This window comes from Duganella sp. GW821-FHT07G03, assembly GCF_059418605.1.
Genome location: NZ_JBWKQE010000006.1, coordinates 113,066 through 135,327 on the forward strand (window position 1 = coordinate 113,066; position 22,262 = coordinate 135,327).

General features: G+C 65.3%; 22 protein-coding genes. 14 read left to right on the forward strand and 8 right to left on the reverse strand.

Going from position 1 to position 22,262, the window contains the following annotated elements; all coding sequences use genetic code 11:
- Positions 1–66 precede the first annotated feature (66 nt).
- From AC07OK_RS10490 to AC07OK_RS10530, 9 genes are read left to right on the forward strand one after another with little or no spacing between them, the layout of a single operon-like run.
- Positions 67–1,431, forward strand: coding sequence for an ATP-binding protein (locus AC07OK_RS10490; protein ID WP_494690261.1), 1,365 nt, complete (start codon positions 67–69; stop codon positions 1,429–1,431).
- The gene (cpaB, locus tag AC07OK_RS10495) at positions 1,428–2,261 is read left to right on the forward strand and encodes a Flp pilus assembly protein CpaB (protein ID WP_494690262.1); all 834 of its coding nucleotides are present in this window, start codon (positions 1,428–1,430) and stop codon (positions 2,259–2,261) included. The genes AC07OK_RS10490 and cpaB overlap by 4 nt, the downstream gene beginning before the upstream one ends.
- A gap of 7 nt (positions 2,262–2,268) precedes the next feature.
- Positions 2,269–3,777: a type II and III secretion system protein family protein gene (locus AC07OK_RS10500; protein WP_494690263.1), complete on the forward strand. Its 1,509-nt coding sequence runs from the start codon at positions 2,269–2,271 to the stop codon at positions 3,775–3,777.
- Positions 3,778–3,790: 13 nt separating this feature from the next.
- Complete coding sequence (locus tag AC07OK_RS10505; RefSeq protein ID WP_494690264.1) at positions 3,791–4,069, forward strand: hypothetical protein; 279 nt, start codon at positions 3,791–3,793, stop codon at positions 4,067–4,069.
- A 9-nt stretch (positions 4,070–4,078) separates the two neighbouring features.
- Positions 4,079–5,254, forward strand: a complete 1,176-nt coding sequence (locus AC07OK_RS10510) for a CpaE/TadZ family protein (protein WP_494690265.1) — start codon at positions 4,079–4,081, stop codon at positions 5,252–5,254.
- A 1-nt stretch (position 5,255) separates the two neighbouring features.
- Positions 5,256–6,608 (forward strand): TadA family conjugal transfer-associated ATPase, encoded by a 1,353-nt coding sequence (locus AC07OK_RS10515; RefSeq protein WP_494690266.1) that lies wholly within the window; start codon positions 5,256–5,258, stop codon positions 6,606–6,608.
- 4 nt (positions 6,609–6,612) lie between these two features.
- Positions 6,613–7,590 (forward strand): type II secretion system F family protein, encoded by a 978-nt coding sequence (locus AC07OK_RS10520; protein WP_494690267.1) that lies wholly within the window; start codon positions 6,613–6,615, stop codon positions 7,588–7,590.
- Positions 7,591–7,600: 10 nt separating this feature from the next.
- Complete coding sequence (locus AC07OK_RS10525; RefSeq protein WP_494690268.1) at positions 7,601–8,536, forward strand: type II secretion system F family protein; 936 nt, start codon at positions 7,601–7,603, stop codon at positions 8,534–8,536.
- Positions 8,537–8,545: 9 nt separating this feature from the next.
- Positions 8,546–9,232 (forward strand): LytR C-terminal domain-containing protein, encoded by a 687-nt coding sequence (locus AC07OK_RS10530; protein ID WP_494690269.1) that lies wholly within the window; start codon positions 8,546–8,548, stop codon positions 9,230–9,232.
- Positions 9,233–9,313: 81 nt separating this feature from the next.
- Here the strand turns inward: AC07OK_RS10530 and AC07OK_RS10535 are convergent, their stop codons facing one another.
- From AC07OK_RS10535 to AC07OK_RS10545, 3 genes are all read right to left on the reverse strand, one after another.
- Positions 9,314–10,093 (reverse strand): GIN domain-containing protein, encoded by a 780-nt coding sequence (locus AC07OK_RS10535; protein WP_494690270.1) that lies wholly within the window; start codon positions 10,091–10,093, stop codon positions 9,314–9,316.
- Between the two features lie 46 nt (positions 10,094–10,139).
- Positions 10,140–10,343, reverse strand: a complete 204-nt coding sequence (locus AC07OK_RS10540; protein ID WP_494690271.1) for a hypothetical protein — start codon at positions 10,341–10,343, stop codon at positions 10,140–10,142.
- A gap of 124 nt (positions 10,344–10,467) precedes the next feature.
- On the reverse strand, positions 10,468–11,370 hold the full coding sequence (locus AC07OK_RS10545; RefSeq protein WP_494690272.1) for a LysR family transcriptional regulator: 903 nt from the start codon (positions 11,368–11,370) through the stop codon (positions 10,468–10,470).
- A 167-nt stretch (positions 11,371–11,537) separates the two neighbouring features.
- On the opposite strand from AC07OK_RS10545, the gene AC07OK_RS10550 reads away from it, so the two are divergent.
- Both AC07OK_RS10550 and AC07OK_RS10555 read left to right on the forward strand, forming a co-directional pair.
- Positions 11,538–12,392 (forward strand): alpha/beta fold hydrolase, encoded by an 855-nt coding sequence (locus AC07OK_RS10550; protein ID WP_494690273.1) that lies wholly within the window; start codon positions 11,538–11,540, stop codon positions 12,390–12,392.
- A gap of 90 nt (positions 12,393–12,482) precedes the next feature.
- Entirely contained in the window at positions 12,483–13,226 is a 744-nt protein-coding gene (locus AC07OK_RS10555) for a substrate-binding periplasmic protein (RefSeq protein WP_494690274.1), read from the forward strand.
- 88 nt (positions 13,227–13,314) lie between these two features.
- Here the strand turns inward: AC07OK_RS10555 and AC07OK_RS10560 are convergent, their stop codons facing one another.
- A complete protein-coding gene (locus AC07OK_RS10560; protein WP_494690275.1) occupies positions 13,315–13,953 on the reverse strand; it encodes a TetR/AcrR family transcriptional regulator in 639 nt (212 codons plus the stop codon).
- Positions 13,954–14,007: 54 nt separating this feature from the next.
- On the opposite strand from AC07OK_RS10560, the gene AC07OK_RS10565 reads away from it, so the two are divergent.
- Complete coding sequence (locus AC07OK_RS10565; RefSeq protein ID WP_494690276.1) at positions 14,008–15,492, forward strand: FAD-dependent monooxygenase; 1,485 nt, start codon at positions 14,008–14,010, stop codon at positions 15,490–15,492.
- Positions 15,493–15,631: 139 nt separating this feature from the next.
- Positions 15,632–17,518: a serine hydrolase domain-containing protein gene (locus AC07OK_RS10570; protein WP_494690277.1), complete on the forward strand. Its 1,887-nt coding sequence runs from the start codon at positions 15,632–15,634 to the stop codon at positions 17,516–17,518.
- A 12-nt stretch (positions 17,519–17,530) separates the two neighbouring features.
- On the opposite strand, the gene AC07OK_RS10575 is transcribed toward AC07OK_RS10570, so the two are convergent.
- The 4 genes from AC07OK_RS10575 to AC07OK_RS10590 all read right to left on the reverse strand — a co-directional run bounded on the left by AC07OK_RS10575 (position 17,531) and on the right by AC07OK_RS10590 (position 20,956).
- Positions 17,531–18,307, reverse strand: a complete 777-nt coding sequence (locus AC07OK_RS10575) for a LytR/AlgR family response regulator transcription factor (protein WP_494690278.1) — start codon at positions 18,305–18,307, stop codon at positions 17,531–17,533.
- Complete coding sequence (locus AC07OK_RS10580) at positions 18,304–19,416, reverse strand: sensor histidine kinase (protein ID WP_494690279.1); 1,113 nt, start codon at positions 19,414–19,416, stop codon at positions 18,304–18,306. The genes AC07OK_RS10575 and AC07OK_RS10580 overlap by 4 nt, the downstream gene beginning before the upstream one ends.
- Before the next feature lie 40 nt (positions 19,417–19,456).
- Positions 19,457–19,867 (reverse strand): hypothetical protein, encoded by a 411-nt coding sequence (locus tag AC07OK_RS10585; protein ID WP_494690280.1) that lies wholly within the window; start codon positions 19,865–19,867, stop codon positions 19,457–19,459.
- A gap of 66 nt (positions 19,868–19,933) precedes the next feature.
- Positions 19,934–20,956 (reverse strand): tetratricopeptide repeat protein, encoded by a 1,023-nt coding sequence (locus AC07OK_RS10590; RefSeq protein ID WP_494690281.1) that lies wholly within the window; start codon positions 20,954–20,956, stop codon positions 19,934–19,936.
- Between the two features lie 313 nt (positions 20,957–21,269).
- Here AC07OK_RS10590 and AC07OK_RS10595 point away from each other — a divergent pair, with 313 nt between their 5' ends.
- Positions 21,270–22,250, forward strand: coding sequence for a CE1 family esterase (locus AC07OK_RS10595; protein ID WP_494690282.1), 981 nt, complete (start codon positions 21,270–21,272; stop codon positions 22,248–22,250).
- The last annotated feature ends 12 nt before the right edge of the window (positions 22,251–22,262 follow it).

Below are 22,262 nucleotides of genomic sequence, written 5' to 3' on the forward strand. Positions count from 1 at the left end.
ATCCACAAAGCGCGGGCCGATAGACTTGATTCCTCAACGTAACTAATTCCACCGCTGGAGATCGTCATGCTCGCCGTAGAATCGCTTACCTCCGCCCTCCATGCCGATCCCGCCGAGCTGCTGCCGGCCCAGCCCAAGACGGTGCGCGACAGCGGCTTGTCGCAGCAGCTGATCGTCGAGCTGATCGCCAAGACCATTTTCATCAGCGGGAAAATCCACTTGCCGGTGCTGACCACGCGGCTGCACCTGTCGATCAATGTGTTGCGCGAAGCGCTGGAATTCATGGTGGCCGAGCATGTGGTCGAAGTGGCCTGGCGAGGCGAATCGGACATCGACGTGCAGTATCAACTGACGTCGGCCGGCCGCCTGCGCGCCGGCGCCTGGATGGATCGCTGCGCCTACGTCGGCCCGGCGCCGGTGACCCTGGACGCTTACCGCGCCATGGTCGAACGCCAGGCCGCCCAGGCGCCGCAGCTGTGCGCCGACGAACTGGCCGCAGAATTCGCCGACGATTTCCTCAGCCCCGCCGTGCAGCGCATGCTGGGCGCGGCCATGCACGCCGGCCGCACGGTGCTGCTGCATGGGCCGTCGGGCAGCGGCAAGTCGATGCTGGCGCGCCGCCTGGGCGCCCTGCTGCAAGGCGTGATCGCGGTGCCGCATGCGCTGGTGGTGGGGCAGGAGATCGTCCAGGTCTACGACGCGCTGCTGCACCGCGCGCCGGCGCCGCAGCATATGCGCCAGCTGCGGCAGGCGCAGGAGCGCCGCAGCAGCGATCCGCGCTGGGTGCTGTGCGTGCGGCCCGTGGTGGCGCTGGACGCCGACCTGAGCGCCGACATGCTGGAGCTGCAGGCGGACAGCCATAGCGGCTGCTATCGCGCGCCGCCGCAGCTGAAGGCCAACAACGGCTTGCTGATCGTCGATGACCTGGGCCGGCAGCGCATGGCGGCCGTCGATCTGCTGAACCGCTTCTCGCAGGCGCGGGAACTGGAACGCAGCCAGCTGGCGCTGGCCGGCGGCTGTCACTTCAGTGTGCCTTGCCGCATGCAGCTGGTGTTCGCCACCAGCCTGGCGCCGGAGGTGCTGCTGGACGCGGCGGCCTTGCGCCGGGTCGGCTACAAGATCCCGGTCGGGCCGCTGGAGTCGGCCAATTACCGCAACCTGTTTCGCCAGCAGTGCGTCGCCGCCGGCGTGGCGCTCGACGAGGCGGCGCTGGGCTACCTGATTGAAGAGCTGCATGCCGGCAGTGGCCTGTCGCTGCTAGCCTGCTACCCGCGCGAGATCATAGGCCGCATCAATGACTTCGCCGGCTTCCTCGGCGAGCCCGCGCGCGTCAGCCTGGAGACGCTGGAGCAGGCCTGGATCAGCATGTTCGCCACCGGCGTCGCGGCGCCGGCCGACGCCATCGACCAACTGCAACGGCGCATAGCATGAACAACCGGCGCGCACTGATGATGATGGCGCTGGCCATCGTACTGGGACTGGTGGCGGTGGTGCTGGCCTCGCGCTGGCTGCTGCGCCAGACGCCGACGTCGGCCAACAAGATCATCGTCGCCGCCACCGATGTGAACCTCGGCCAGCGCCTGACGCCGGAGATGCTGAAGGCGATCGACTGGCCAGCCGACAGCCTGCCGCGCGGCGCCATCCGCGACGGCGCCAAGCTGGTGGGACGTGTGCTGAAAACCAGCGTGCTGCGCGACGAGCCTTTGAGCGAGGCCAAGCTGGCGCCGGCCGGAACGCTGGGCGGCTTGTCGGCGCTGATCTCGGAAGGCAAGCGGGCCATCACGGTGCGCGTCAATGACGTGGTGGGTGTGGCCGGCTTTGCGCTGCCGGGCAATTTTGTCGACATCCTCGTCAACACGCAGGCCGCCGCCACCGGCAACGAGAACGCGATTTCCAAAATCGTGCTGGAACGGATATTGGTGCTGGCCGTGGCGCAGGAAGTGGGGCGCGACGAAACCAAGCCGCGCGTGGTCAACGCCGTGACGCTGGAGGTGACGCCGGCGCAGGCCGAGAACATCGACCTGGCGCGCAGCGTCGGCACGCTGTCGCTGGTGCTGCGCAACCAGGTCGATCCGCGTCCGGGCGTGACGGACGGCGCGACCAAAACCAGTTTGCTCGGCATTGCCAGGGCGCCTGCGGCGGCGGTGGAGACGCCCGCCGCCGTTGCCAAGCCGCGCCCGCAACTGGCGCAAGCCGCACCGCGTGCCCGCGCCTGCGTCGGCGTGATCGCCGGCGTGCAGCGCACGCAGGAATGCCTGTGAGCCGGCCATGACGACGCTACGACACGCGGCGCTGCTGTTGGCGATGGTTGGCATGGGGCCAACGGCTACCGCCGCGAATGCCGCTGCGACCGTACCGTCCACCGTCCCCGGCGCCGGACGCCCCGCGCCGGACGCGTCGCCGGGCCGCGACGCCGTAAGCCTGCGGTGCGGCGGCCAGGCGGCCACGCCGGGCAACCTGACGCTCGCGCTGGGCAAGTCGACGTTGATGCGCATGCCGGAAGCGGTGCTGGCGCGCAGCGTCGGCAATCCAGCCGTGCTGCAGGCGATGCTGGTGGCGCCGGACACGCTGTACGTGGTCGGCGTCGACATCGGCAGCAGCAATATGATCGTGCAGGGACGCAGCGGCATGTGTAACGTGATCGAGGTGGTGGTCGGCATCGATCCCACCGCGCTGCAGAACGCCCTGGCCGCGCTGATGCCGGAGCAGAAGGACATCAGCGTCAGCGCGGCCGGCGACACGCTGGTCATCAGCGGCACGGTCGATGATGCGCCGACGGCGGCGCGCGTGCTGGAACTGGCCTCCGCGTTCGTGCGGCGTCCGGCGCAGGCGCTGGAGGCGGCCAAGGGCGACAAGGGCGGCGCGGCCGGTGGCGCCGCGCCTGCGGTACCGGCCGCGCCGCAGACGCCGGCGGCAGCCGCCGCTGCGGGCGCAACGCGCATCGTCAACTTCCTCAACGTCGGCGCGCCGCAGCAGGTGATGTTGGAGGTGAAGATTGCCGAGGTCTCCAAGACGCTGCTGGACAAGCTGGAGAGCGGGATATCGCTTGGTTTTGGCGGCGGCACCTGGAGCTCCACACTGGCATCGAACTTTATCAGCGGGACATTGAAAGGTCTGCTCAGCGCCGGCAAGGCCGGGGGTAACCACTTGGGCATCGCCGCCGACAAGCAGGATGGCCTGGTGCGCGTCCTGGCCGAACCGACGGTGATGGCGATCAGCGGCCAGGAAGGCAGCTTTCTGGCGGGCGGCAAGATCTTCGTGCCGGTCGCGCAGGACAACAACAAGATCACGCTGGAGGAAAAGGAGTTCGGCATCGGCCTGCACTTCACGCCCACCGTGCTGGCCGGCGGCCGCATCAACCTGCGCGTGGCGCCGGAGGTCTCGGAGCTGTCGCGCGAAGGCATCGGCATCTCGGCGGCCGGCTTCTCGGGCGGCGCCATCCTGCCCTTGATCACCACGCGCCGCGCCGCCACCACGGTCGAACTGTTCGACGGCCAGAGCTTCGCCATCGGTGGCCTGATCAGAAACAACCAGACCACCAACATCCGCGGCCTGCCGGTGCTGGGTGAGCTGCCGGTGCTGGGGGCGCTGTTCCGCAGCACCGACTTCCAGCAGGACCGCACCGAGCTGCTGTTCGTGGTGACGCCGCACCTGGTGAAGCCGCTGCCGCCGAATTACAAGCTGCCGACCGACAGTATCACCACACCGAGCCGCGCCCAGCTCTTCCTCGAAGGGCGCATGGAAGGGCCTCCGGCCCAGATTACCGACCACAAATAAACGGGATACGACGATGCGATATCTACTGAGCCTGCCGATGGCATGCATGCTGGCCTCCTGCGCCCTGGACCCCGGCTTCACCACGCCGCAATGGGACCGGCACTTCGGCGAGATCGCCCGCGTAACGCTGGCGCAGCAGGTGATCGACGCGGACGCCGGCCGCAACGGCGACCCGGTGGCCGGCATGGACGGCCGCGCCGCGCACGCCGCGTTTGAACGCTACCAGAAGGCCAGCAGCGATCCAGCGCCGCAGTCGTCCGCATTTACCATCGGCGTCAGCGGCGCCAAGTGAGGAGTGACCATGAAAGCACTGATGATCAGCAGGGACAGCCTGCTGCACGCCGAAGTCGCCGCGCAAGGCTCCGCGCGCATGCCGGCCTTGCAGCTGGTGGCGTCGCGCAACGGCCTGCGCGACGCGGTCGAACGCCAGTTGCCGGAGACGCCGGAGCTGGTGATCGTCGACGCCAGCGATGTGGGCGCGGACGAGGCGGAACTGGTCGAGCGCCTCAGCAAGCTGTATCCATCGTCCTCCTTCATGCTGCTGACGCGCGAGCCACAGCAGGACCTGCTGATCCGCGCCATGCGTGCCGGCATCCGCGAGGTGCTGCAACTGCCGTTGGTGCACAGCGCCTTCCATGAAACGATGGGGCGGATCGAAGTGGCGGCCGGCGTCAGCCAGACGCGCGAGGGCAAGGTGCTGGCCTTCATCTCCTGCAAGGGTGGCAGCGGCGCGACCTTCTTGTCGACCAACTTCGGCTACGCGCTGGCCGCGCTAGCCGACAAGAAGGTGCTGCTGATCGACCTGCACGGCCAGTTCGGCGACGCCACGTTGTATGTGTCGGACCAGAAGCCGGCGATGACGCTGTCCGACATCTGCGCGCAGATCAGCCGCATGGACGGTTCCTTCCTCGATTCCTGCCTGGTGCACGTGGCGTCCAACTTCGGCGTGTTGGCGGCGGCGGACGATCCGAACCACGCGGTCGACATGAAGCCGGAGCACATGGACAGCATCCTGCGCGTGGCGCGCCAGCACTACGACTTCATCGTGCTCGATGTCGGCCGCCAGATCGACGCCATCTCGCTGCGCGCGCTGGACCAGGCGGACACTATCCACCCGGTGCTGCAACTGGCGCTGCCGGACATTCGCGACGGCCGCCGCCTGCTGGATATCTTCCGTTCGCTGGGCTATCCGAGCGAGCGCACGCGCCTGATCGTCAACCGCTACGAAAAGGGCGGCAAGCTGCGTCTGATGGACCTGGAGCAGGCGCTGGGCGCGGAGGTGGTGCACACGGTGCCGAACGATTATTTGTCGGCCACCGATTCGGTCAACCAGGGCATCCCGGTGCTGCAACTATCGCGCAGCAGCGCGGTGGCGCGCAGCCTCGCCGAGCTGGTGGAACAGGTGACGGCGCGCCGGGTGGCGGAGAGCAAAGGCTTGTTCGACCGCCTGTTCGGTCGCAACGACAACGGAGAATGACATGAGCTTACGCGAACGACTGGCGACGGCGGACGACAGCCGCCAGGGCCTGATTATCGGCGGCCTGCCGGGACTGGCGGCATCGGCCTACCAGGAGCTGAAGAAGAGCATGCACCAGACGATACTCGACCGTATCGACCTGGAACGCCTGAAGCGGCTGACGCCGGAGCAGTTCAAGCACGAGCTAGCGCTGCTGGTCCAGCGCATCATCGAGGAAGAGCGCATCGTGCTCAATCAGCATGAGCGGCATAGCCTGGTGCTCGACATCCAGCACGAGATGCTGGGCTTCGGACCGCTGGAGCCGCTGCTGGCCGATCCCGGCGTGTCCGACATCCTGGTCAACACCTGCGCCAAGGTCTACGTCGAACGCGCCGGCCGGCTGGAGCTGACCGACGTGACCTTCAACGACAACGCCCACCTGATGAAGATCATCGAGAAGATCGTCTCGCGCGTGGGCCGCCGCGTGGACGAATCGAGCCCGATGGTCGATGCGCGGCTGCCGGACGGCTCGCGCGTGAACGCCATCATTCCGCCGCTGGCGATCGATGGCCCCATCCTGTCGATACGCCGCTTCGCGGTCAATCCGCTGACGGTGCAGAACCTGCTCGACTACCGCAGCCTGACGCCGCCGATGATGGAGGTGCTGAAGGCGCTGGGCCAGGCCAAGGTCAACATCCTGATCTCCGGCGGCACCGGCAGCGGCAAGACCACCATGCTGAACGTGCTGTCCGGCTTTATCCCGGCGGCGGAACGCATCGTCACCATCGAGGACGCGGCGGAGCTGCAGATGCGCCAGCCGCATGTGGTGCGCCTGGAAACGCGGCCGCCCAACATCGAAGGCAAGGGCGAGGTCAATCAGCGCTCGCTGGTGCGCAACGCGCTGCGCATGCGGCCGGACCGCATCATCCTCGGCGAGGTGCGCGGGCCGGAGGCGCTCGACATGCTGCAGGCGATGAACACCGGCCACGAAGGCTCGCTGGCCACCATCCACTCGAACACCCCGCGCGACGCCTTGTCGCGGCTGGAGAACATGGTCGGCATGACCGGCTTGAACCTGACCCCGCGCGCCACGCGGCAGCAGATCTGCTCCGCCGTGACGGTGGTGATGCAGGTGTCGCGGCTGACCGACGGCACGCGCAAGCTGGTCAGCCTGCAGGAGATCACCGGCATGGAGGGCGACGTGATCGCCATGCATGAGATCTTCCGCTACGAGCAAAAGGGCGTGGATGCGAACGGCAAGGTGCTGGGCCGCTTCTCCGCCACCGGCGTGCGGCCGCGCTTCGCCGACCGCCTGCGCCTGTTTGGCGTGCCGGTGGCCGATTCCGTGTTCGATCCCGACAAGATCTACGAGTAGCGACATGGATGCGATCTTCTCCGCCTTTGCGGTGCTGCTGTTCGCCGCCGTGATCCTGATGATCGAAGGCGCCTGGCTGTGGTGGTCGGGCGCGCACGGCAGCGGCGCGCGGCGCATCTCCAAGCGCCTGCGGCTGATGGCGGCGCGCGGCGAGCATGGCGGAGAGCGGATCGATATCCTCAAGCAGCGCAGCTACAGCCGCAATCCGGCGCTCGAAAGATTCCTGCGCCGCTACAAGCACCTGGCTTTACTGGACCGACTGCTGCTGCAAGCGGGTGTGCGCTGGTCGGTGGCGCAGTTCCTCGGCTGCATGCTGGCGTTGCTGGCGCCGGCACTGATGCTGCCGGCCATGTTGAATTTGCCGGCGCTGGCGGCGACCGGCATGCTGGCGATGATACTGTCGCTGCCCTGGGCGCTGTTGATGCGCACGCGGCGCGCGCGCCTGGTCAAGCTGGAGGAACAGCTGCCGGAGGCCGCGGATTTTCTCGGCAGGGCGCTGAGGGCCGGCCACTCCTTCGCCAACGTGATGCAGATGGTGGGCGAGGAAATGCCGGAGCCGATCGCCGGCGAATTCAAGTTCGCCTACGAAGAGATCAACTACGGCGTGCCGATGAACGAAGCCTTGCACAACCTGGCGATGCGCGTACCGCTGACCGACCTGCGCTACCTGGTGATCGCGGTGCTGATACAGCGCGAATCCGGCGGCAACCTGGCCGAAGTCCTGGGCAGCATCAGCCGCCTGATACGCGCCCGCCTGCGGCTGCTGGCGCAGGTGCGCGTGATGTCGGCCGAGGGGCGGATGTCGGCGTGGATACTGGGCTTGCTGCCGCTGGGCGTGCTGGCGCTGATGATGTTGTCCAATCCCGCTTACGTGAAGGTGCTGTGGACCGATCCGGCCGGCGTGACGCTGACGTGGTACGCGTTGACGATGGCCGCTGGCGGCGTTATGTGGATGCGCAAAGTGATACGCATACGGGTGTAAGGAGCGCGGCATGGATATCCGGCAGATAGGCTTTCTCGTTATCGTGTTCGCGGTGGTGGTGGGCGTGGCGCTGGTGGCGCTGCTCAGCTTTTCGTCGGTGCCGATACGCGAGCGGCTCGGTGATTTTATCGGCAAGTCGGAATCGTCGGCGCCGGTCGACGGCGGCTGGATAGAGAAGGTCGCGCAGGCGGCGCAACCGTTTTCGCGGCTGTCGCTGCCGGAGGAGGGCTGGGAGCGCTCGCCGTTGCGCACCCGTTTCATGAACGCGGGCTGGCGCGGCGCGTCGGCGCCGTCGCTGTACTTCGCCGCCAAGACGCTGCTGGCGCTGGGGCTCCCGGCCTTGCTGGCGGGGCTGGGCGCCGCCGCGCTGGAGAACATGCTGAACCGGGGCTTCATCTACCTGCTGCTGATGACGGCGGCCATCGGCTATTACCTGCCGAACGTCATGCTATCGCGCAGGGCGGCCGGCCGCTGCCGCGAAATCTTCGAAAACTTCCCCGATGCGCTGGATCTGTTGACCGTCTGCGTGGAAGCGGGCCTGAGCCTGGAACGCGCCATGGCCAAGGTGGCCGGCGAAATCCACATCAAAAGCGTGGCGCTGGCGCAGGAGCTGCAACTGGCGCTGATGGAAATGCGCGCGGGCTTCAGCAAGGAGAAGGCCTTGCGCAACCTGGCTTTGCGCAGCGGCGTCGACGATGTCGATACGCTGGTGGCGATGCTGATACAGTCGGAACGCTTCGGCACCAGCATGGGCGAATCCCTGCGGGTGCACTCGGACAATCTGCGCGCCAAGCGCAGCATGATCGCCGAGGAAGCCGCCGCCAAGATCGCATTAAAGCTGCTGTTCCCGCTGATCTTCTGTATTTTTCCGACCCTGATGCTGGTGTTGATCGGCCCCGCCGGCATACAGATTTACCGCATGCTGCCGAGCATGTTGGGAAAATAGGAGGCGATGATGAAACGTACACTGGGCGCCGCGTGCACCGGCGCGTTGCTGATGGCGTGCAGCGGCATGGCCACGGCGCCAATGCCGGAGACGGACCGGAAAGCCGGCGCCGTCACCGCGCTGGAACAGGCCTGCCTGCTGGAGCCGACCGAGGCATCGCGCTGGGAGCAGCTGGGCGCCGCGCTGGAGGCGGGCGGCGAACGCCAACGGGCGGCGACCATGTTCAGGCAAGCCGCCACCTTGCGAGCGCATGACGTGCAGCGCGACTACGCGCTGTTGAAGCAAGGCGCGGCGCAGGCCAGGGCCGTCGTCGACGCCTCGATGCCGCGCACGGAAGTGAGGACGATTGGCGCGGCGTTGGTGGAAGTGCTGCGCGTGGCGGCCAGCGCTGAAGCGGCGCCTGTGGCGCAAGGCGTCAAGCTGGAGATCAGCAACGGCAACGGCGTTGCCGGCGCGGCCGCGCGCCTGGCGCGCACGCTGGACGCGGAAGGCATCAAGGCCACGCGCCTGACCAATGTGAAGCCGTTCGTGGTGCCGGTCAGCCGCATCGAGTACCAGCGCGACCAGCAAGTGCTGGCGCTGACGTTGGCGCAGCGACTGGGCCTGCCGCTGCAAGCGCGGAACGGTAAGTCGGTCTACGCCGACATGCGGATCGTGCTGGGGCGCGATGCCGTGCAGGCCCGCTATCTGAAGTAAAAAAAAACCGTCCGGGAGGAGTGAGCCTCGCGGACGGTAAAAACACACCCATGTGTTTCCTGCTGCGGACTACCGCATTCCTTACTGCCAGCTGATGCTGCCCATGCCGCGGGCGCTGGCGCTACGATTGGCCGGGTTGCCGTACACCTTGGCCGAACCCATGCCCGATAACTTCATATTCGCGCTGGTCTTCGCGTACACCGACGCGCTCCCCAGTCCTGACATCGTGACTTCCACCGTGTCGGCGCGCAGCTGCTCCGCATCGAGGCCGCCGACGCCGCCAAGGCTGGCGTGCAGCTGCTTGGTCTGGCCGGTGATTTCGATGTGGCCGGTGCCGCGCAGATTCAGGTCGACGTTGTCGCTATTGCCGGCGTTGACGGTCATGCTGCCGACGCCGCCCAGCTTCACATCGACGTTGCGGTACTGGGCGTTGACCTTGACCGAGCCGGCGCCGTCCAACGCCAGGCGCAGGTTGTCGCCGCTGAAGCCATACACTTCGGTGGAACCGACGCCGCCCGACACCACTTGGCGCAGATTTGGCAGCGTCAGTTCCGCCCGCAGGTCTTGCTTTCTTCCGAAGCCGAAAGTGAAGCTGCTGCGGACCTTGCTGGTGCCGATGTGCAGGGTATCGCCCGTCTGCTCCACCGTCACTTTTTTCAGCGCGTCAGCCTCTCCGTATAGAGTCAGCGACGCGACTGGACCTTGCTTGACCTTGAGGCTGATGACGCCATCAAGATCGATGTTGACGGCGCGCGCATCGACGCTGCGGGTTTCGCTGGTCACATCGGCGGCCAGCGCGGCGCTGGCGCCGCTGCTCAGTACCGTGGCCAGCATCGCAGCCTTCAGATATTTTTTCATCATGCGCTCCGTCGTTCAGCGTGAGTTATTTATCGATTGCAGGGCGCGATTACAGTGCGGCTTTTTCAGCGGCGGTCAGGCGCTTGGCGCTGACGGTCACCACTTGCATTTTCGTGGTGTCGGCCTTGGCGGCGACTGCTGCCACTGGGGCGGCGGTATGCATGGCCGGTACGGCGGCGGTGGCGAAGGAGGTAGCGCTGGCGACGACGATTGCGGCGACGAAGATGGCTTCCATGTTTTTAGCGATGTTCATTTTGAGCTCCTTGGGTGGTTTGGTTCACTGCGTTTTGTCTTGCGTTGAGTGAACTATAGACAAGGGCCCCCTGTACATCCACCGGGATGTGACGAACTGCAAAAACGAGGGGTCAGAATGCGGATTAGCGGTGTGAAACCGCGCCGCACAACAGGTCCTGGCTGCCGGCGTAGAGCTGCGATAGCCAGGCGGAGACGGTTTTGTAGCGGGCGATGGAGCCGGCGTCGCGATGGCTGAGCAGCCAGATGTCGCGCTGCACCTCGACGCCGCCGCCGATGCGCTCCAGTCCCTCCTGCTGTCCCATGATGCAGGGTAGGAGCGCCATGCCGACGCCGGCGCGGCAGGCGCGCACCATCGTGCTCAGGCTGTTCACCTTGAGCACGATGCGCGGTTGCGGGTCCATCTGCGCCAGCCAGCGCATCTCGCCGGTGCCGGCCAGGGCGTCGTCGTAGGCGATCCACGGCTGGGTGCCCCAGCAGGCGCGCGGCGTGTCCGCGAAGCGGGCGTGGCCGTAGACGGCGAAGCCCAGGTCGCCCAGCTTGCGCATCACCAGCGCCGCGTCCTCGCCCGGCTTGCCCAGACGCAGGGCGAAGTCGGCCTCGCGGCGGGTGAAGGACAGGTTCTGGTTTTCCGCCTGCAGCGTCAGTTGCAGCTGCGGATGCTGGGCGTGCAGGGCGGGAACGTGTTCCAGCAACCAGTAGTCGAACAGGAAGTCGATGGAGGTGATGTTGACCGTGCCGGCGGTGGCGTCGGCCTCCTGCGACGAGGCTTGCAACATGCCCTGGACGTTGCCGTACACCGCTTCGCCGTGCTGGACGAAGACCTGGCCGGCGTCGGTCAGCTGGTAGCCGGTGTTGTCGCGGATGAACAGGCGCAGCTTGAGCGACTTTTCGGCGGCGGCGATGCGGCGGCTGATGGTCGAGGCGTCCACGCCCAGTTGGCGGCCGGTGGCGCTCATGCTGCCGCTGCGGGCCAGCGCCAGGATCAGCGGGATGTCGTTCCAGTCGAAGTCGGTACTTGAGGGCATGGACGGTGTCGGGTTGGGGGCCTGCGTTTTTGCAAAGTGGGCTTGCAGGGCTGTCTGTTCCGCAAACGCGCCGGCAGGCCTAAGATTCATTCCATCGCAAGGCCAAACGTGCCGGGAACTTTAGCACAACACTTGTCATCCACACATCGACTAAAAGGAAGAAGATCATGAACAACGCTACCCAAACTACCAACAGCACCATCACTACCCGCGACGGCGTCGAGATCTACTACAAGGATTGGGGCCCACGCACCGGCCAGCCGGTCGTGCTGAGCCATGGCTGGCCGCTGAACGCGGACAGCTGGGAGTCGGCGGCCTTCCACTTGGCCAACAATGGTTTCCGTGTGATCACCCACGACCGCCGCGGCCACGGCCGCTCCAGCCAGCCGTGGGACGGCAACGACATGGACCACTACGCCGACGACCTGGCGCAGTTGATCGAAGCGCTGGACTTGAAGAACATCATCCTGGCCGGCTTCTCGACCGGCGGCGGCGAGGTGGCGCGTTATGTGGGCCGCCACGGCACCGGGCGCGTCGCCAAGCTGGGCCTGATCTCGGCGGTGCCGCCGCTGATGCTGAAAACCGAGACCAATCCGGGCGGCCTGCCGATGGCAGTGTTCGACGGCATCCGCGCCGGCTCGGTGGCCAACCGTGCGCAGCTGTACCTGGATATCGCCTCGGGTCCGTTCTACGGCTACAACCGTGCGGGCGCCAAGCCGTCGCAGGGCATCATCCAGGCCTGGTATGCCCAGGGCATGCAGGCCGGCCACAAGAATACCTATGACTCGATCAAGGCCTTCTCGGAAACCGACTTCCGCGACGATTTGAGGAAATTCGACAAGCCGACACTGATCATCCACGGCGACGACGACCAGATCGTGCCGATCGACGCCGCCGGCAAGGCCTCGGCCGCCATCGTCCAGCATGCCAAGCTGATCGTCTACGCCGGCGCGCCGCACGGGCTGACCGACACCCACAAGGACCAGTTCAACGCCGACTTCCTGGCCTTCGCCCAGTCCTAAAACGAAGAAAGGGCCCTGCGGGGCCCTTTGCGCCTGCAAGGTTGGGACGGGCTTAAATCGGACCGTGTTGTGGCGTGCTATATTTCAAGTATGAAAAAGTTCCTGACGGCACTGGCGATGCTGTGCTTGGGCGTGCTCCACGGAGCGGCGCAGGGGGAGGTCGTCAACGTCTACACCAGCGCCCGTGTCGCGCCGCTGATGGTCGGCGACAGCAGCGGCCTCTATCCCGACCTGGTCGATTACCTGAACCGCAAAAAACTCGGCCCGCTGAGTTTCAAGTTGATCTATCTGCCGCGCAAACGCTTGCAGCTGCAAGTCGAGCGAGGCGAACTGGACGGCATCGTCATCGGCATGATGCCGCACTGGTTCAACGACGTTGACCAGAAAAAATACCTGTGGACCGTGCCGTTCGATATCGACCGCTATGTGATCGTGCTGCCTGCCGGGCAGGCTTTCAGCGTGTCCAAGCCGGGGGCGCTGCGCGGCCGCACGGTGGGGATGGTGCTGGGCTACAGCTATCCCGACCTGGAAGCGTGGATGCACCAGCAGGGGCTGGTTCGCAGCGACGCCATCAGCGACGACAACAATCTGGAGAAGCTGCGGTTCGGACGGGTGGACAGCGTCACCGCCGCCGAGTCGGTCGTGCGCTACTACCTGAAGGTGCACGCGGTGGAGGCCAACAAATTCCAGCTGCACGAGCTGCCGTCGCGCGCCACCGAGCGGCGCTTCCTGGTGCCGCGCGCCAAGAGGGCGATCTATGAAAAGATCGCCCCGGTGATCCGCCAGCTCAAGGACGATCCCGAGTGGCAGCGGCTGGCGGCCAAATACGAGTAACTAAGCGGGTCAGGTAGCTATGCTATGGCTGAAATCGTGCGTGAGATCTGCGGCCACGCAAGTGGGGCGACCGTCAAGCGTCGGACGCTCAGACGTAAGGAGTGCCTGCCATTGCGACTTGTAGGCTGACGCTTCCTTTGTCTACGACCGCGAGAAAGACGGATTTTGCTTGCCCGGTATCGCGCCCTTGCCGGAAGGCTTGGTGAGCCTGAACGAGGGCCACGGTCCAGGTCGCCAAGAGCAGACTGGCCGCTAGCTGCGCGTCGGGATCGGCAGGTTCCCGTCCTGCGCATGCGGCCAGCGCCACCGCGACCACTTGCGCGATCTCGTCGCGGATCGCCCGGGCCCGCGCCTTGAGGGTTGCGCTGCCTTCGATGGTCTCGATGAAGCCCTGGCTTGCTGCGGAAAATCTGGTGTAGGGGCTTTGCTCCTCAGCCAGCCGGTGGGCGAGCAGGCGCAAGGCCTCGATCGGAGCGACATCCGGGGCCCGCTCGCGCAAGGCCAGGCGCAGCAACTCGCGGGCTTCTTCGTCGCGATCGAAGAACATGTCCTCCTTGCGGGGGAAGTGGTTGAACACCGTCATCCGCCCGACGTCGGCCGCTGCCGCGATGTCGTCCACGGTCACATGATCGAAGCCCCGTTCAAGGAACAGGCGCGTGGCGGCATTGGAGATGCCTTGTCGCGTGGCGAGGCGTTTGCGGGATCGAAGATCGACTGGGATTGACATGTGGCCGATGATAGCATAGTTTACATATACTGAGTACATATTGGGATCGAGTATATGATTGAGCAAGTGGATGTTGTCGTGGTGGGCGCCGGGCCGGTAGGGCTGCTGACCGCCATTGAACTGACGTTGGGTGGCGCGCGCGTCCTGGTGCTGGAACGCCTGGCCGCCCCGAGCATGGCGATGAAGGCATTTGGCATCGGACCGCTGGGCGTGGAAGCGTTGATGCGTCGCGGCATGGCCGAGGCGATCGCCGCCGCAGAGGCGCGCAGCTTCGCGGAGATTGAGCAGGCTGGAGCGGTTTTGCGCGGCCGGACGTCCAAGTTCAGCGGCCATTTCGCCGGCCTGTCCTTGATACGCAAGGATGCGCAGAAAGAGCCGGAACGGCGTCCCCGTCCGGTGGACCAGCAGGCGCTGGAAGCCATGCTGGCCGAGCGTGCGCAGGCGCTGGGCATCGAGGTGCGCCGCGCCTGCGATGTCGCCGATTTCGCCCAGCAGGCGGACGGCGTCGACGTCGAGTGGACCGCGCCGGGTCGCGCCGGCCGTATCCGCTGCGCTTACCTCGTGGGTTGCGACGGCGGGCGCAGCCTCGTCCGCAAGATAGCTGGCTTTGACTTCCCCGGCACGCCGCCGACGCTGACCTTTTACCAGGCCGTCGCCGACATTGACCATCCTGAGCGCCTGTTGCCGCTAGGCTGGCACCGCACATCCGGCGGCATGTTTTCCTTCGGCCCGGCGCCTGGCCGACTGCTCATGCTCGATTTCAGCGGACCGCCTGAAGACCGGCAGGCTCCGGTGACGCGGCAGGAGGTCGAAGCCGTCCTCCGCCGCGTCAGTGGTGCCGACGTCCGGGTGAGGGCGCTCGAAAGCGGCAGCCGATGGACGGACCATACCCGGCTGGTCGACACCTACCGCCGAGGCCGGGTGCTGCTGGCCGGCGATGCGGCGCATGTCCACACGCCGTTCGGCGGACAGGGCCTGGGCCTCGGCCTGGTGGACGCGGCCAACCTCGGCTGGAAGCTTGCGGCGGTGATCCGGGGCGAGATGCCCGACGGCCTGCTCGATACCTACACGGCCGAACGGCGGCCCGTCGCGCAAGCGGTGCTGGCCAACACGCTGGCCCAGGTCGCCATCATGCGGCCCGATCCGCAAGCGGGGGCGATGCGGGAACTGATGGCGGATCTGCTGCAATGCGACGACGTCAACCGGCTGATCGGCGCGATGACCAGCGGCTTGGCCACGCGCTACGATCTTGGGTCGGAATGGGATGAGGTGGGACGGTTGGTGGGCGACCGGCCGGTCGCTGGCGCCACGCTCTACGAACTCATGCAGGATGGCGCGGGCGTTTTGCTCGACACATCGGTCGACGGCAGCGCGGCCAGACTGGTTGGCGCCACGACGCAAAAGGTACGTTGCATCGGCGTCGATACCGGACCATCGATGTTGATCCGTCCCGATGCCTGCGTTGCCTGGATCGGCGAAGAAAACAGCGTCGCAGGACTGGAGGAGGCGCTAGCGAATTGGTTCGTCTGGGCACGATAAGTTGTCGGCTTGAAGCTTGGCGTGAATGTTAAAATGTTAATTTTCGCAGTTCTAAGAGAGAGATTGGAGTCGTCGGTTGAGCAGGCTATCAAGTGGTTATAACCGCGCTTGCGCGTACCTGCTTCGAGCAGCGTTCAGTGTGGTGATCGGCCTGGGCTGCGGCGGGCCTGCCACTGCCCAAGGTGCAACGATGACTGCGGAAGATCTCAGCACGTTTTTCGATCAGCATGCTTCGCGCGAGATGAAGAAATCGGATGTCGCCGGCGCCGCAATCGTGGTTGTCAAAGATGGCGAGGTGCTGTTTGCGCGCGGCTACGGTTATGCGGACGTTGGGCTTGGGACCCCAGTCTCGCCAGGTGACACGCTGTTCCGCATGGCATCGCTATCCAAGCTGGTGACTTACACCGCAGTGTTGCAATTGGCGGAACAGGGCAAGATCGATCTGGATGCCGACCTCGCGCGCTATCTGGATTTCCCCATTCCAGCGACATTCGCTCAACCGATCACGATGCGCCATCTCATGACGCATACGGCCGGCTTCGAAGATACAGTGGAAAACAGGTGGGTCAAGCCTGAAAAACTGACTACGCTGCGGGACTACCTCGTGCGGCAAATGCCCAAGCGCCTGTTTGCTCCCGGCACGGTACCGGCCTATTCAAGCTATGGCACGACGCTGGCGGCTTACATCGTGGAGCGAGTGTCGGGCGAGGCTTTCGAAACCTATACCGAGCGCCATATCTTTGCACCGCTTGGTATGCGCCATTCGAGCTTTGCGCAACCGTTGCCGCCGGGCCTCGCGCCGCTGCTGTCGAAGGGGTACGCCGTCGGGACCGGGGCGACCCGCCCGTTCGATACGGCGCAAATAGCGCCGGCCGCAGCGTTGTCGAGTACTGCGATGGATATGGCGCGTTTCATGCTGGCCCACCTTGGCGAGCCGACCTCAGCGGGGCCGCCGTTGCTCAAGCCAGCCACATTGGCGCAGATGCATAGCGCCCAATTCCGCCACCATCCCGCAGGGCCGGGGATAGCGCTGGGTTTTTACGAAATGGACGAAGTGGCGCAACGGCTGATCGGACATACGGGTGACATTCCAGGTTTTCACTCGGTCATCTATCTGCTGCCCGAACAGCGTCTTGGCTTGTTCATCGTGCAAAACACGGAAGCCGATCCGGGCATGCGCGAGGTCCTGTTGAAGTCCTTCGCCGAACGCTATCTTCCGCCGCCGTCACCAGTGGCCGCGCCGCCGCGTCAGGCCGTGAGCGACGAGTCTGAGCAGATGCAGGGGAGCTACCGCACCACCCGGCGGTTTGAATCGAGTCCGCTGTCTTTGCCATTTTTGCTGCTTGACCAAAACATCGTGCGCGTGGTGACACCCGGAACACTCATCATCGACACAGTACGTGGATCGAACGGCAAGCCTGTCGAGTGGCATGAGGTGGAGCCAGGCGTGTGGCAAAGCGCGGCGAACCCGCTGCGTCGCCGCTACATCCTCAAGAATGCGCAAGGCGAGTGGGAGATGAGCAGCAACCGGGATCCGATGCAGATCATGCAAAAGGTCTCCTGGCATCAGCACAAGCTGGTCATGCTTTCCGTCCTGGTTTTGTCGATTGCTACGGTGTTGTTAAGCGTACTGGCGTGGCCTTTGTCTGTCGTGTGGCGCATGCGCTCCGGCCCACCAGCCGTTCGGTCGCCGGCACTGCTTAAGATTCGGAACCACCTGCGCTTGTCTGGGCTGCTGGCATTGCTGCCATGGGTTTTGTACGGCGGCATTTTGCTGGCTTACTTGAATGACTCCCTGTTCGTTGCCTCGCCCACCTGCGCCACACTTTTGCGTGTGGTTCAGGCCTTGGCATGGCTTGCGGTGGGCGGCACAATTGTGGCACTCCGGGCTGTTTGGCTAAGTTGGCGCAATCGGACGATCTCGCTGGTGAGCCGGCTTCACTCTGTGCTGCTGGCCTTGGCATGTTTGGGGGCCATGGCGATGGCTGGTCAGGGGAGTTTTCTGATGTGGAATGGGCGTTATTGATGGCGGGCAGGCCTACATCTCTTTGAAGAACTGCAAGTAGCTGCGGCTGACCGGCAGGCGTTCGCTACGTCCCTTGAGCTCGATGTCGGCGGTTTCGTTGTCGCCTCGGGTGACGCGCCGTATCGCCCGCAGATTGACCGCCACCGAGCGGTGAACCTGCGCAAACAGCTGCGGGTCGAGTTGCACTATCAGGTCCTTCAGCGGCATGCGTATCAGCGCCTCGGCGGGCTGCCCTTCGTCGCGGAAGGCGACCAGGGTGTATTTGGTATCGCTCTTCAGATAGTCGATATCATCAACCGGTATCATCCGCAAGGAGCCGCCCACCGTCGCGCGCAACCAGCGCAGCGCCTCGGGCTGGCCGAGCTTGAGGCGCTCGGCCAATTGCGCCAGCAGCGCCTCGGTGTGCACCGCCGGTTGCGCCGTTTGGGTGCGCGCTTTCAGGCGTTCCACCGTTTCCGCCAGGCGGGCGGCGGTGACCGGTTTGACGAGGTAGTCCAGCACGCCATGTTCGAAAGCATCGAGCGCGTACTGGTCGAAGGCGGTGACGAAGACCAGATGCGAGCGCTTGCCGATGTGCCGCGCGACTTCGATGCCGTTCAGGCCCGGCATATGCATGTCCAGAAAGCAGATCGTCGGCAGATGTTCCTCGAACAGTTCGATCGCCTGCCTGCCGTTGCGCGCCTGCGCGACGATGTGCAATTCGGGCCAGGCGGCGGCCAGCCGTGCTTCAAGAATCTCGCGCAGCAGCGGTTCGTCGTCGGCAATCAGGGCGCTGATGGTGGTGGTCATGTCGTCTCGATATTGAATTCAATGGTCACTTGTACACCGTGCGGCTCCACTTCGACCAGCTCGAGCGTCGCGCTGCCCCGGTAGGCCCACAGCAGCCGCTCGCGCAGCGCCGCCAGACCGGTACCGAGGCCCCGGCCGGTCGCCTGCAGGCCGATGCCGGTGTCGATGACGGTCAGGCGGCAACGCGGCGTGTCGCCTTGCGCTGCGAGCACTTCGGCATGCACATCGATACGGCCGCCTTCTTCGCTCGGGTCGATGCCATGCTGGACCGCATTCTCGACCAGGGTCAGCAGCGTCATCGGCGGGCAGTGCAGCAGATGCCCGCCGCTGCCTATGTGCAGCGCGAAGGCGAGACGGTCGGGCATGCGCATCTGCATCAATTCCAGATAGGCGCGCACCAGTTCCAGCTCCTGGCCGAGCGTGTTGGTCGAGCCGTCGAGCCGGGGCACGGCGGCGCGCAGATAGGCCGTCAGGCTTTGCAGCAGTTGCGGCGCGCGCGGTGAACCGGCCTCCACCAAGGCCTGCACATTGGCCAGGGTGTTGAACAGGAAATGCGGCTGCACCTGGGCGGTGAGCAGGCGCATGCGGGCATCGAGCGCGGCCCGCGCCATCTCGCTGCGCTCCAGCTCGAAGCCGACGGCCTGTTCTTCCACCGTCGCTTCGCGCTGGCGCAGCAGGGCCGTCAGCGCGGTCCAGGGCGCGAGCAGCATGCCCAGCAAAGTGAAGGTCACGAAGCCTTCCAGCCGGTCCGGCTCGTTCCAGAACATTGGCGCTCCCGGCGCCGTACTCCACATGTAGGCGATGAACATGGTGATCGGCACCGTCACGCCGACCGCCGCCACTTGCAGGACCCAGCGGGCCATCCACGTGGGCAGGCGGCGCGGCCATTGTTCGAACAGGCCGAACACCAGCAGCAAGGCCAGGCCGACGCAGAATATCCTGGTCACGAGAACGGACAGGCCCGCCTTCCAGCCAAAGCTGAACAGCAGGATGATCAGCGTACAGAGGATGGCGACGGTGCGCAGGCGGCGCCAGCCGAGCATGGCGCGCCAGTTGGCCGGCGCGGCAGGATCGTTGAAGCGGGCGGATTGGTCGGATGGCATGTCCATATGATACTCGATGGATGTAGGGTCGAAGGGCCGCTGCGGCTTAGCGCCAACGCGGCGCTGGCTTGGCGAAGTAGTGATGCGCGATATGGCGCCATGGCAGCACCAACGGCGTCAGCACGATGCCCAGCAGGCAGGCAAAGGCGGTCTCTTCCACGGCCGGCGTCATGGCCCCGCCCAGCCACAACGGCAAGGCAATGGCCAGCAGCCAGATTGTTTTCCAGACCAGTTCGAAGATCAGCAGGGGCAGCATTTGCAGCGGATAGCGCAGTCCCCACAGGCAGAGGATCGCCATGGCGCTCAACAGCGCCGCGGTTTCGCCCTTGCGCTGCGCCCAGAGGTCGCTGTGCTGCAGCATCAACGGGCCGAAGCTGAGTGCCAGCCCCAGCGTCACCAGCAAATAGAAGGCGCGCAGCAGGTTCAAGCGCCAGAGTGGGAGGTCGTCGTGGTTCATATGAGTGCACCTTTAGTGGATGAGTTTATCGGGCCTCGCCGAGGCCGCCTTATTGCCTGGCTGCGTTCAGCCGAGCTTGGACAGGCTCTTGCGGGCGTCGTCGAGATTGGCCGGGTTGGAGCGTTTGTTGGCGATGAAGCGTTCATACGCCGCCTTGGCCTGCGCCTTGTCGCCTTTGGCCAGATAGGCGTCGCCCAGGCGGTGCTCGATCGGATACTCGTCGGCGCCGGCCATGGCCTTGGCGCGCTCAAGGTTGCGAATCGCCTCGTCCGCCTGGCCCATCTGGGTATGGACCCGGCCCAGCCCGTAGTAGCCGGCGGCGTGGTCGGGCTGGTCGCGCAGCAGGTTCGCGTACAGGCTCTTGGCCTTGGCCAGGTCTTTGCCGTCCGCCAGGAAGACCTGTGCCAGCTGCATGGTGGCGTCGCGAATTTCCTCCCGCATGGCGGCATCCTTGCCCGGTTTGAGCGCAGCCAACTCGGCCTCCATCGCGCCCCATTGCTTGGCTTCGGCGGCGATGTCGACCCGGATGATGCGCGCCGTTTCAGGTTGGCTGGTGCGCACGGCGGCCTCCAGTTCCTTGGCCTTGGAGACGCTGCCGCCCATCATGCCGGGCACGGTCAGGTAGAGCTTGGCCAATTGCACGCGGGCCACGAAGCTGTCGGGGGCCAGTTCCAGCGTGCGGCTCCAGGACTCTTTCAAGGTGTCGAGCATGCGCATGGCCTTGAACATCCCCATGCTGAGCATCTGCATGCTCAGGTTCTGCGCCGTCGCCAGATGGCACACCGCCGCCGCCGGATGCTGTTCGACGCAGCGTTTGGCCTGCTTGGCGCCGGCTTCCAGCCGTTTCGCGTCACCGGCGTCGATGAAGGTCAGCGCCAGGGACAAGGCCGCGCTGGCCTCGGCATCGCCGGCATCGGCCTTCAGACGGACTTGCGCTTGCCGCTCCAGTTCGACGTAGTTGCCGGCGTCTTGCAGCGACTCAAACTGCGCATCCTTGAAGATGGCGGCCTGGGCTGTACCCATGCCGGCCAACAGCGCAAGGGTGACGATCGAAAGGAGGTTGCGTGGACGAATGCGTTGAGTTTTCATGGTCGGCTTAGTCTTAAGACAGGCGGTTGAGGAAGCGAGAAGCGGGACGGTGCGGCTCAGATCTCGCCAGGACAACCCATGGTATTGCTGCGCCGCCCCACCCAATCGGCGTTTCGGACGAACGACGGCGCGCGGGTATTCAGCCACGGCTTGGCGGGATGAGCTGTTCAGCGGGCCGATCCTCGGGCGCCGGCGTCGTTCGTCGCGCTGGGACGTGGTTCGTGCTGGCGGTGGCGTAGCCGGTCGCTTGTAGCTAGTCCCGGCTGGGTCATGCTGGTAAGGTGGACGTTTTCGCAATAACGAGATCCATACCATGAAAAAAGTTCTGCGGTTCCTGATGTTCACCTTCTTGGGCCTGCTTGGCCTGGTGGCTGTGCTGGCCGGTCTGCTCGGCTATTTCGTCTATACCCCCGATCCCGAGAAGCCGCAGCTGTCCGGCACCCTCAGTCAGGGTTCCATTGAAGTAGCCGGCTTGACACGCAGCTACCGTACCTATGTGCCCAAGGGCTTGCCCAAAGGCGCGCCCCTGGTGGTGGTGATGCATGGTTCCGGAGAAGGCCTCCAGCAAATTCGCGTCGGCACCGGTTATAGCTTCGAACGCCTGGCCGACCAGCATGGCTTCGCCGTTGTCTACCCCAAGTCTTACGCCTTCGACTGGAATGACTGCAGTTCGATCGGTGACACCAAGGTGAACGGCGTCAGCGCCGACGATGTGGGCTTCCTGGGCGCCCTGGTCGACAAGCTGGTCGGCGAAATCGGACTCGACCCGACGCGTGTGTTTGCTGCCGGCGTGTCGAACGGCGGCTCGATGGGGATACGCTTGGCGCTGGAGCAACCGAGCCGTTACCGCGCGGTGGCCGCGGTGATCGCCAATCTGCCGGCGTCGCAGAATTTCCAATGCAAGCCTGTGGCGCAGACCACGCCGGTGATGATCATGAACGGCACCAAGGATCCACTGGTGCCTTACGCCGGCGGCGAGATCAACCTGTTGGGGCTGTTCTACAAGGGCGGGCAGGTCATTTCCTCGCAGGCATCGGCGCAGTATTTCGCGGATCGCAGCCAGCTTGTTGGTGCGCCTCAGATCAGCCTGACACCAGCGGCAGAGGGCATCAGCGTCGAGCAGGCACGCTGGCACAACGACGGCAAGAGCGAGGTCGAGCTGGTGACCATCCATGGCGGCGGCCACGGCCTGCCGCAGCCGTATGCGCGCCGCCCGCGCCTTTTGGGACCGTCACCGATGGAACCCAACGGACCGGCCATGATCTGGGCCTTCTTCGCGCGGCAGCGGCCATAAACTTTTTCGCGC

What these genes read in the sequence shown, in the direction of transcription:
- AC07OK_RS10490 (WP_494690261.1), top strand. Translation starts at nt 67, where the DNA reads ATGCTCGCCGTAGAATCGCTTACCTCCGCCCTCCATGCCGATCCCGCC.
- cpaB (WP_494690262.1), top strand. Translation starts at nt 1,428, where the DNA reads ATGAACAACCGGCGCGCACTGATGATGATGGCGCTGGCCATCGTACTG.
- AC07OK_RS10500 (WP_494690263.1), top strand. Translation starts at nt 2,269, where the DNA reads ATGACGACGCTACGACACGCGGCGCTGCTGTTGGCGATGGTTGGCATG.
- AC07OK_RS10505 (WP_494690264.1), top strand. Translation starts at nt 3,791, where the DNA reads ATGCGATATCTACTGAGCCTGCCGATGGCATGCATGCTGGCCTCCTGC.
- AC07OK_RS10510 (WP_494690265.1), top strand. Translation starts at nt 4,079, where the DNA reads ATGAAAGCACTGATGATCAGCAGGGACAGCCTGCTGCACGCCGAAGTC.
- AC07OK_RS10515 (WP_494690266.1), top strand. Translation starts at nt 5,256, where the DNA reads ATGAGCTTACGCGAACGACTGGCGACGGCGGACGACAGCCGCCAGGGC.
- AC07OK_RS10520 (WP_494690267.1), top strand. Translation starts at nt 6,613, where the DNA reads ATGGATGCGATCTTCTCCGCCTTTGCGGTGCTGCTGTTCGCCGCCGTG.
- AC07OK_RS10525 (WP_494690268.1), top strand. Translation starts at nt 7,601, where the DNA reads ATGGATATCCGGCAGATAGGCTTTCTCGTTATCGTGTTCGCGGTGGTG.
- AC07OK_RS10530 (WP_494690269.1), top strand. Translation starts at nt 8,546, where the DNA reads ATGAAACGTACACTGGGCGCCGCGTGCACCGGCGCGTTGCTGATGGCG.
- AC07OK_RS10535 (WP_494690270.1), bottom strand. Translation starts at nt 10,093, where the DNA reads ATGATGAAAAAATATCTGAAGGCTGCGATGCTGGCCACGGTACTGAGC.
- AC07OK_RS10540 (WP_494690271.1), bottom strand. Translation starts at nt 10,343, where the DNA reads ATGAACATCGCTAAAAACATGGAAGCCATCTTCGTCGCCGCAATCGTC.
- AC07OK_RS10545 (WP_494690272.1), bottom strand. Translation starts at nt 11,370, where the DNA reads ATGCCCTCAAGTACCGACTTCGACTGGAACGACATCCCGCTGATCCTG.
- AC07OK_RS10550 (WP_494690273.1), top strand. Translation starts at nt 11,538, where the DNA reads ATGAACAACGCTACCCAAACTACCAACAGCACCATCACTACCCGCGAC.
- AC07OK_RS10555 (WP_494690274.1), top strand. Translation starts at nt 12,483, where the DNA reads ATGAAAAAGTTCCTGACGGCACTGGCGATGCTGTGCTTGGGCGTGCTC.
- AC07OK_RS10560 (WP_494690275.1), bottom strand. Translation starts at nt 13,953, where the DNA reads ATGTCAATCCCAGTCGATCTTCGATCCCGCAAACGCCTCGCCACGCGA.
- AC07OK_RS10565 (WP_494690276.1), top strand. Translation starts at nt 14,008, where the DNA reads ATGATTGAGCAAGTGGATGTTGTCGTGGTGGGCGCCGGGCCGGTAGGG.
- AC07OK_RS10575 (WP_494690278.1), bottom strand. Translation starts at nt 18,307, where the DNA reads ATGACCACCACCATCAGCGCCCTGATTGCCGACGACGAACCGCTGCTG.
- AC07OK_RS10580 (WP_494690279.1), bottom strand. Translation starts at nt 19,416, where the DNA reads ATGGACATGCCATCCGACCAATCCGCCCGCTTCAACGATCCTGCCGCG.
- AC07OK_RS10585 (WP_494690280.1), bottom strand. Translation starts at nt 19,867, where the DNA reads ATGAACCACGACGACCTCCCACTCTGGCGCTTGAACCTGCTGCGCGCC.
- AC07OK_RS10590 (WP_494690281.1), bottom strand. Translation starts at nt 20,956, where the DNA reads ATGAAAACTCAACGCATTCGTCCACGCAACCTCCTTTCGATCGTCACC.
- AC07OK_RS10595 (WP_494690282.1), top strand. Translation starts at nt 21,270, where the DNA reads ATGAAAAAAGTTCTGCGGTTCCTGATGTTCACCTTCTTGGGCCTGCTT.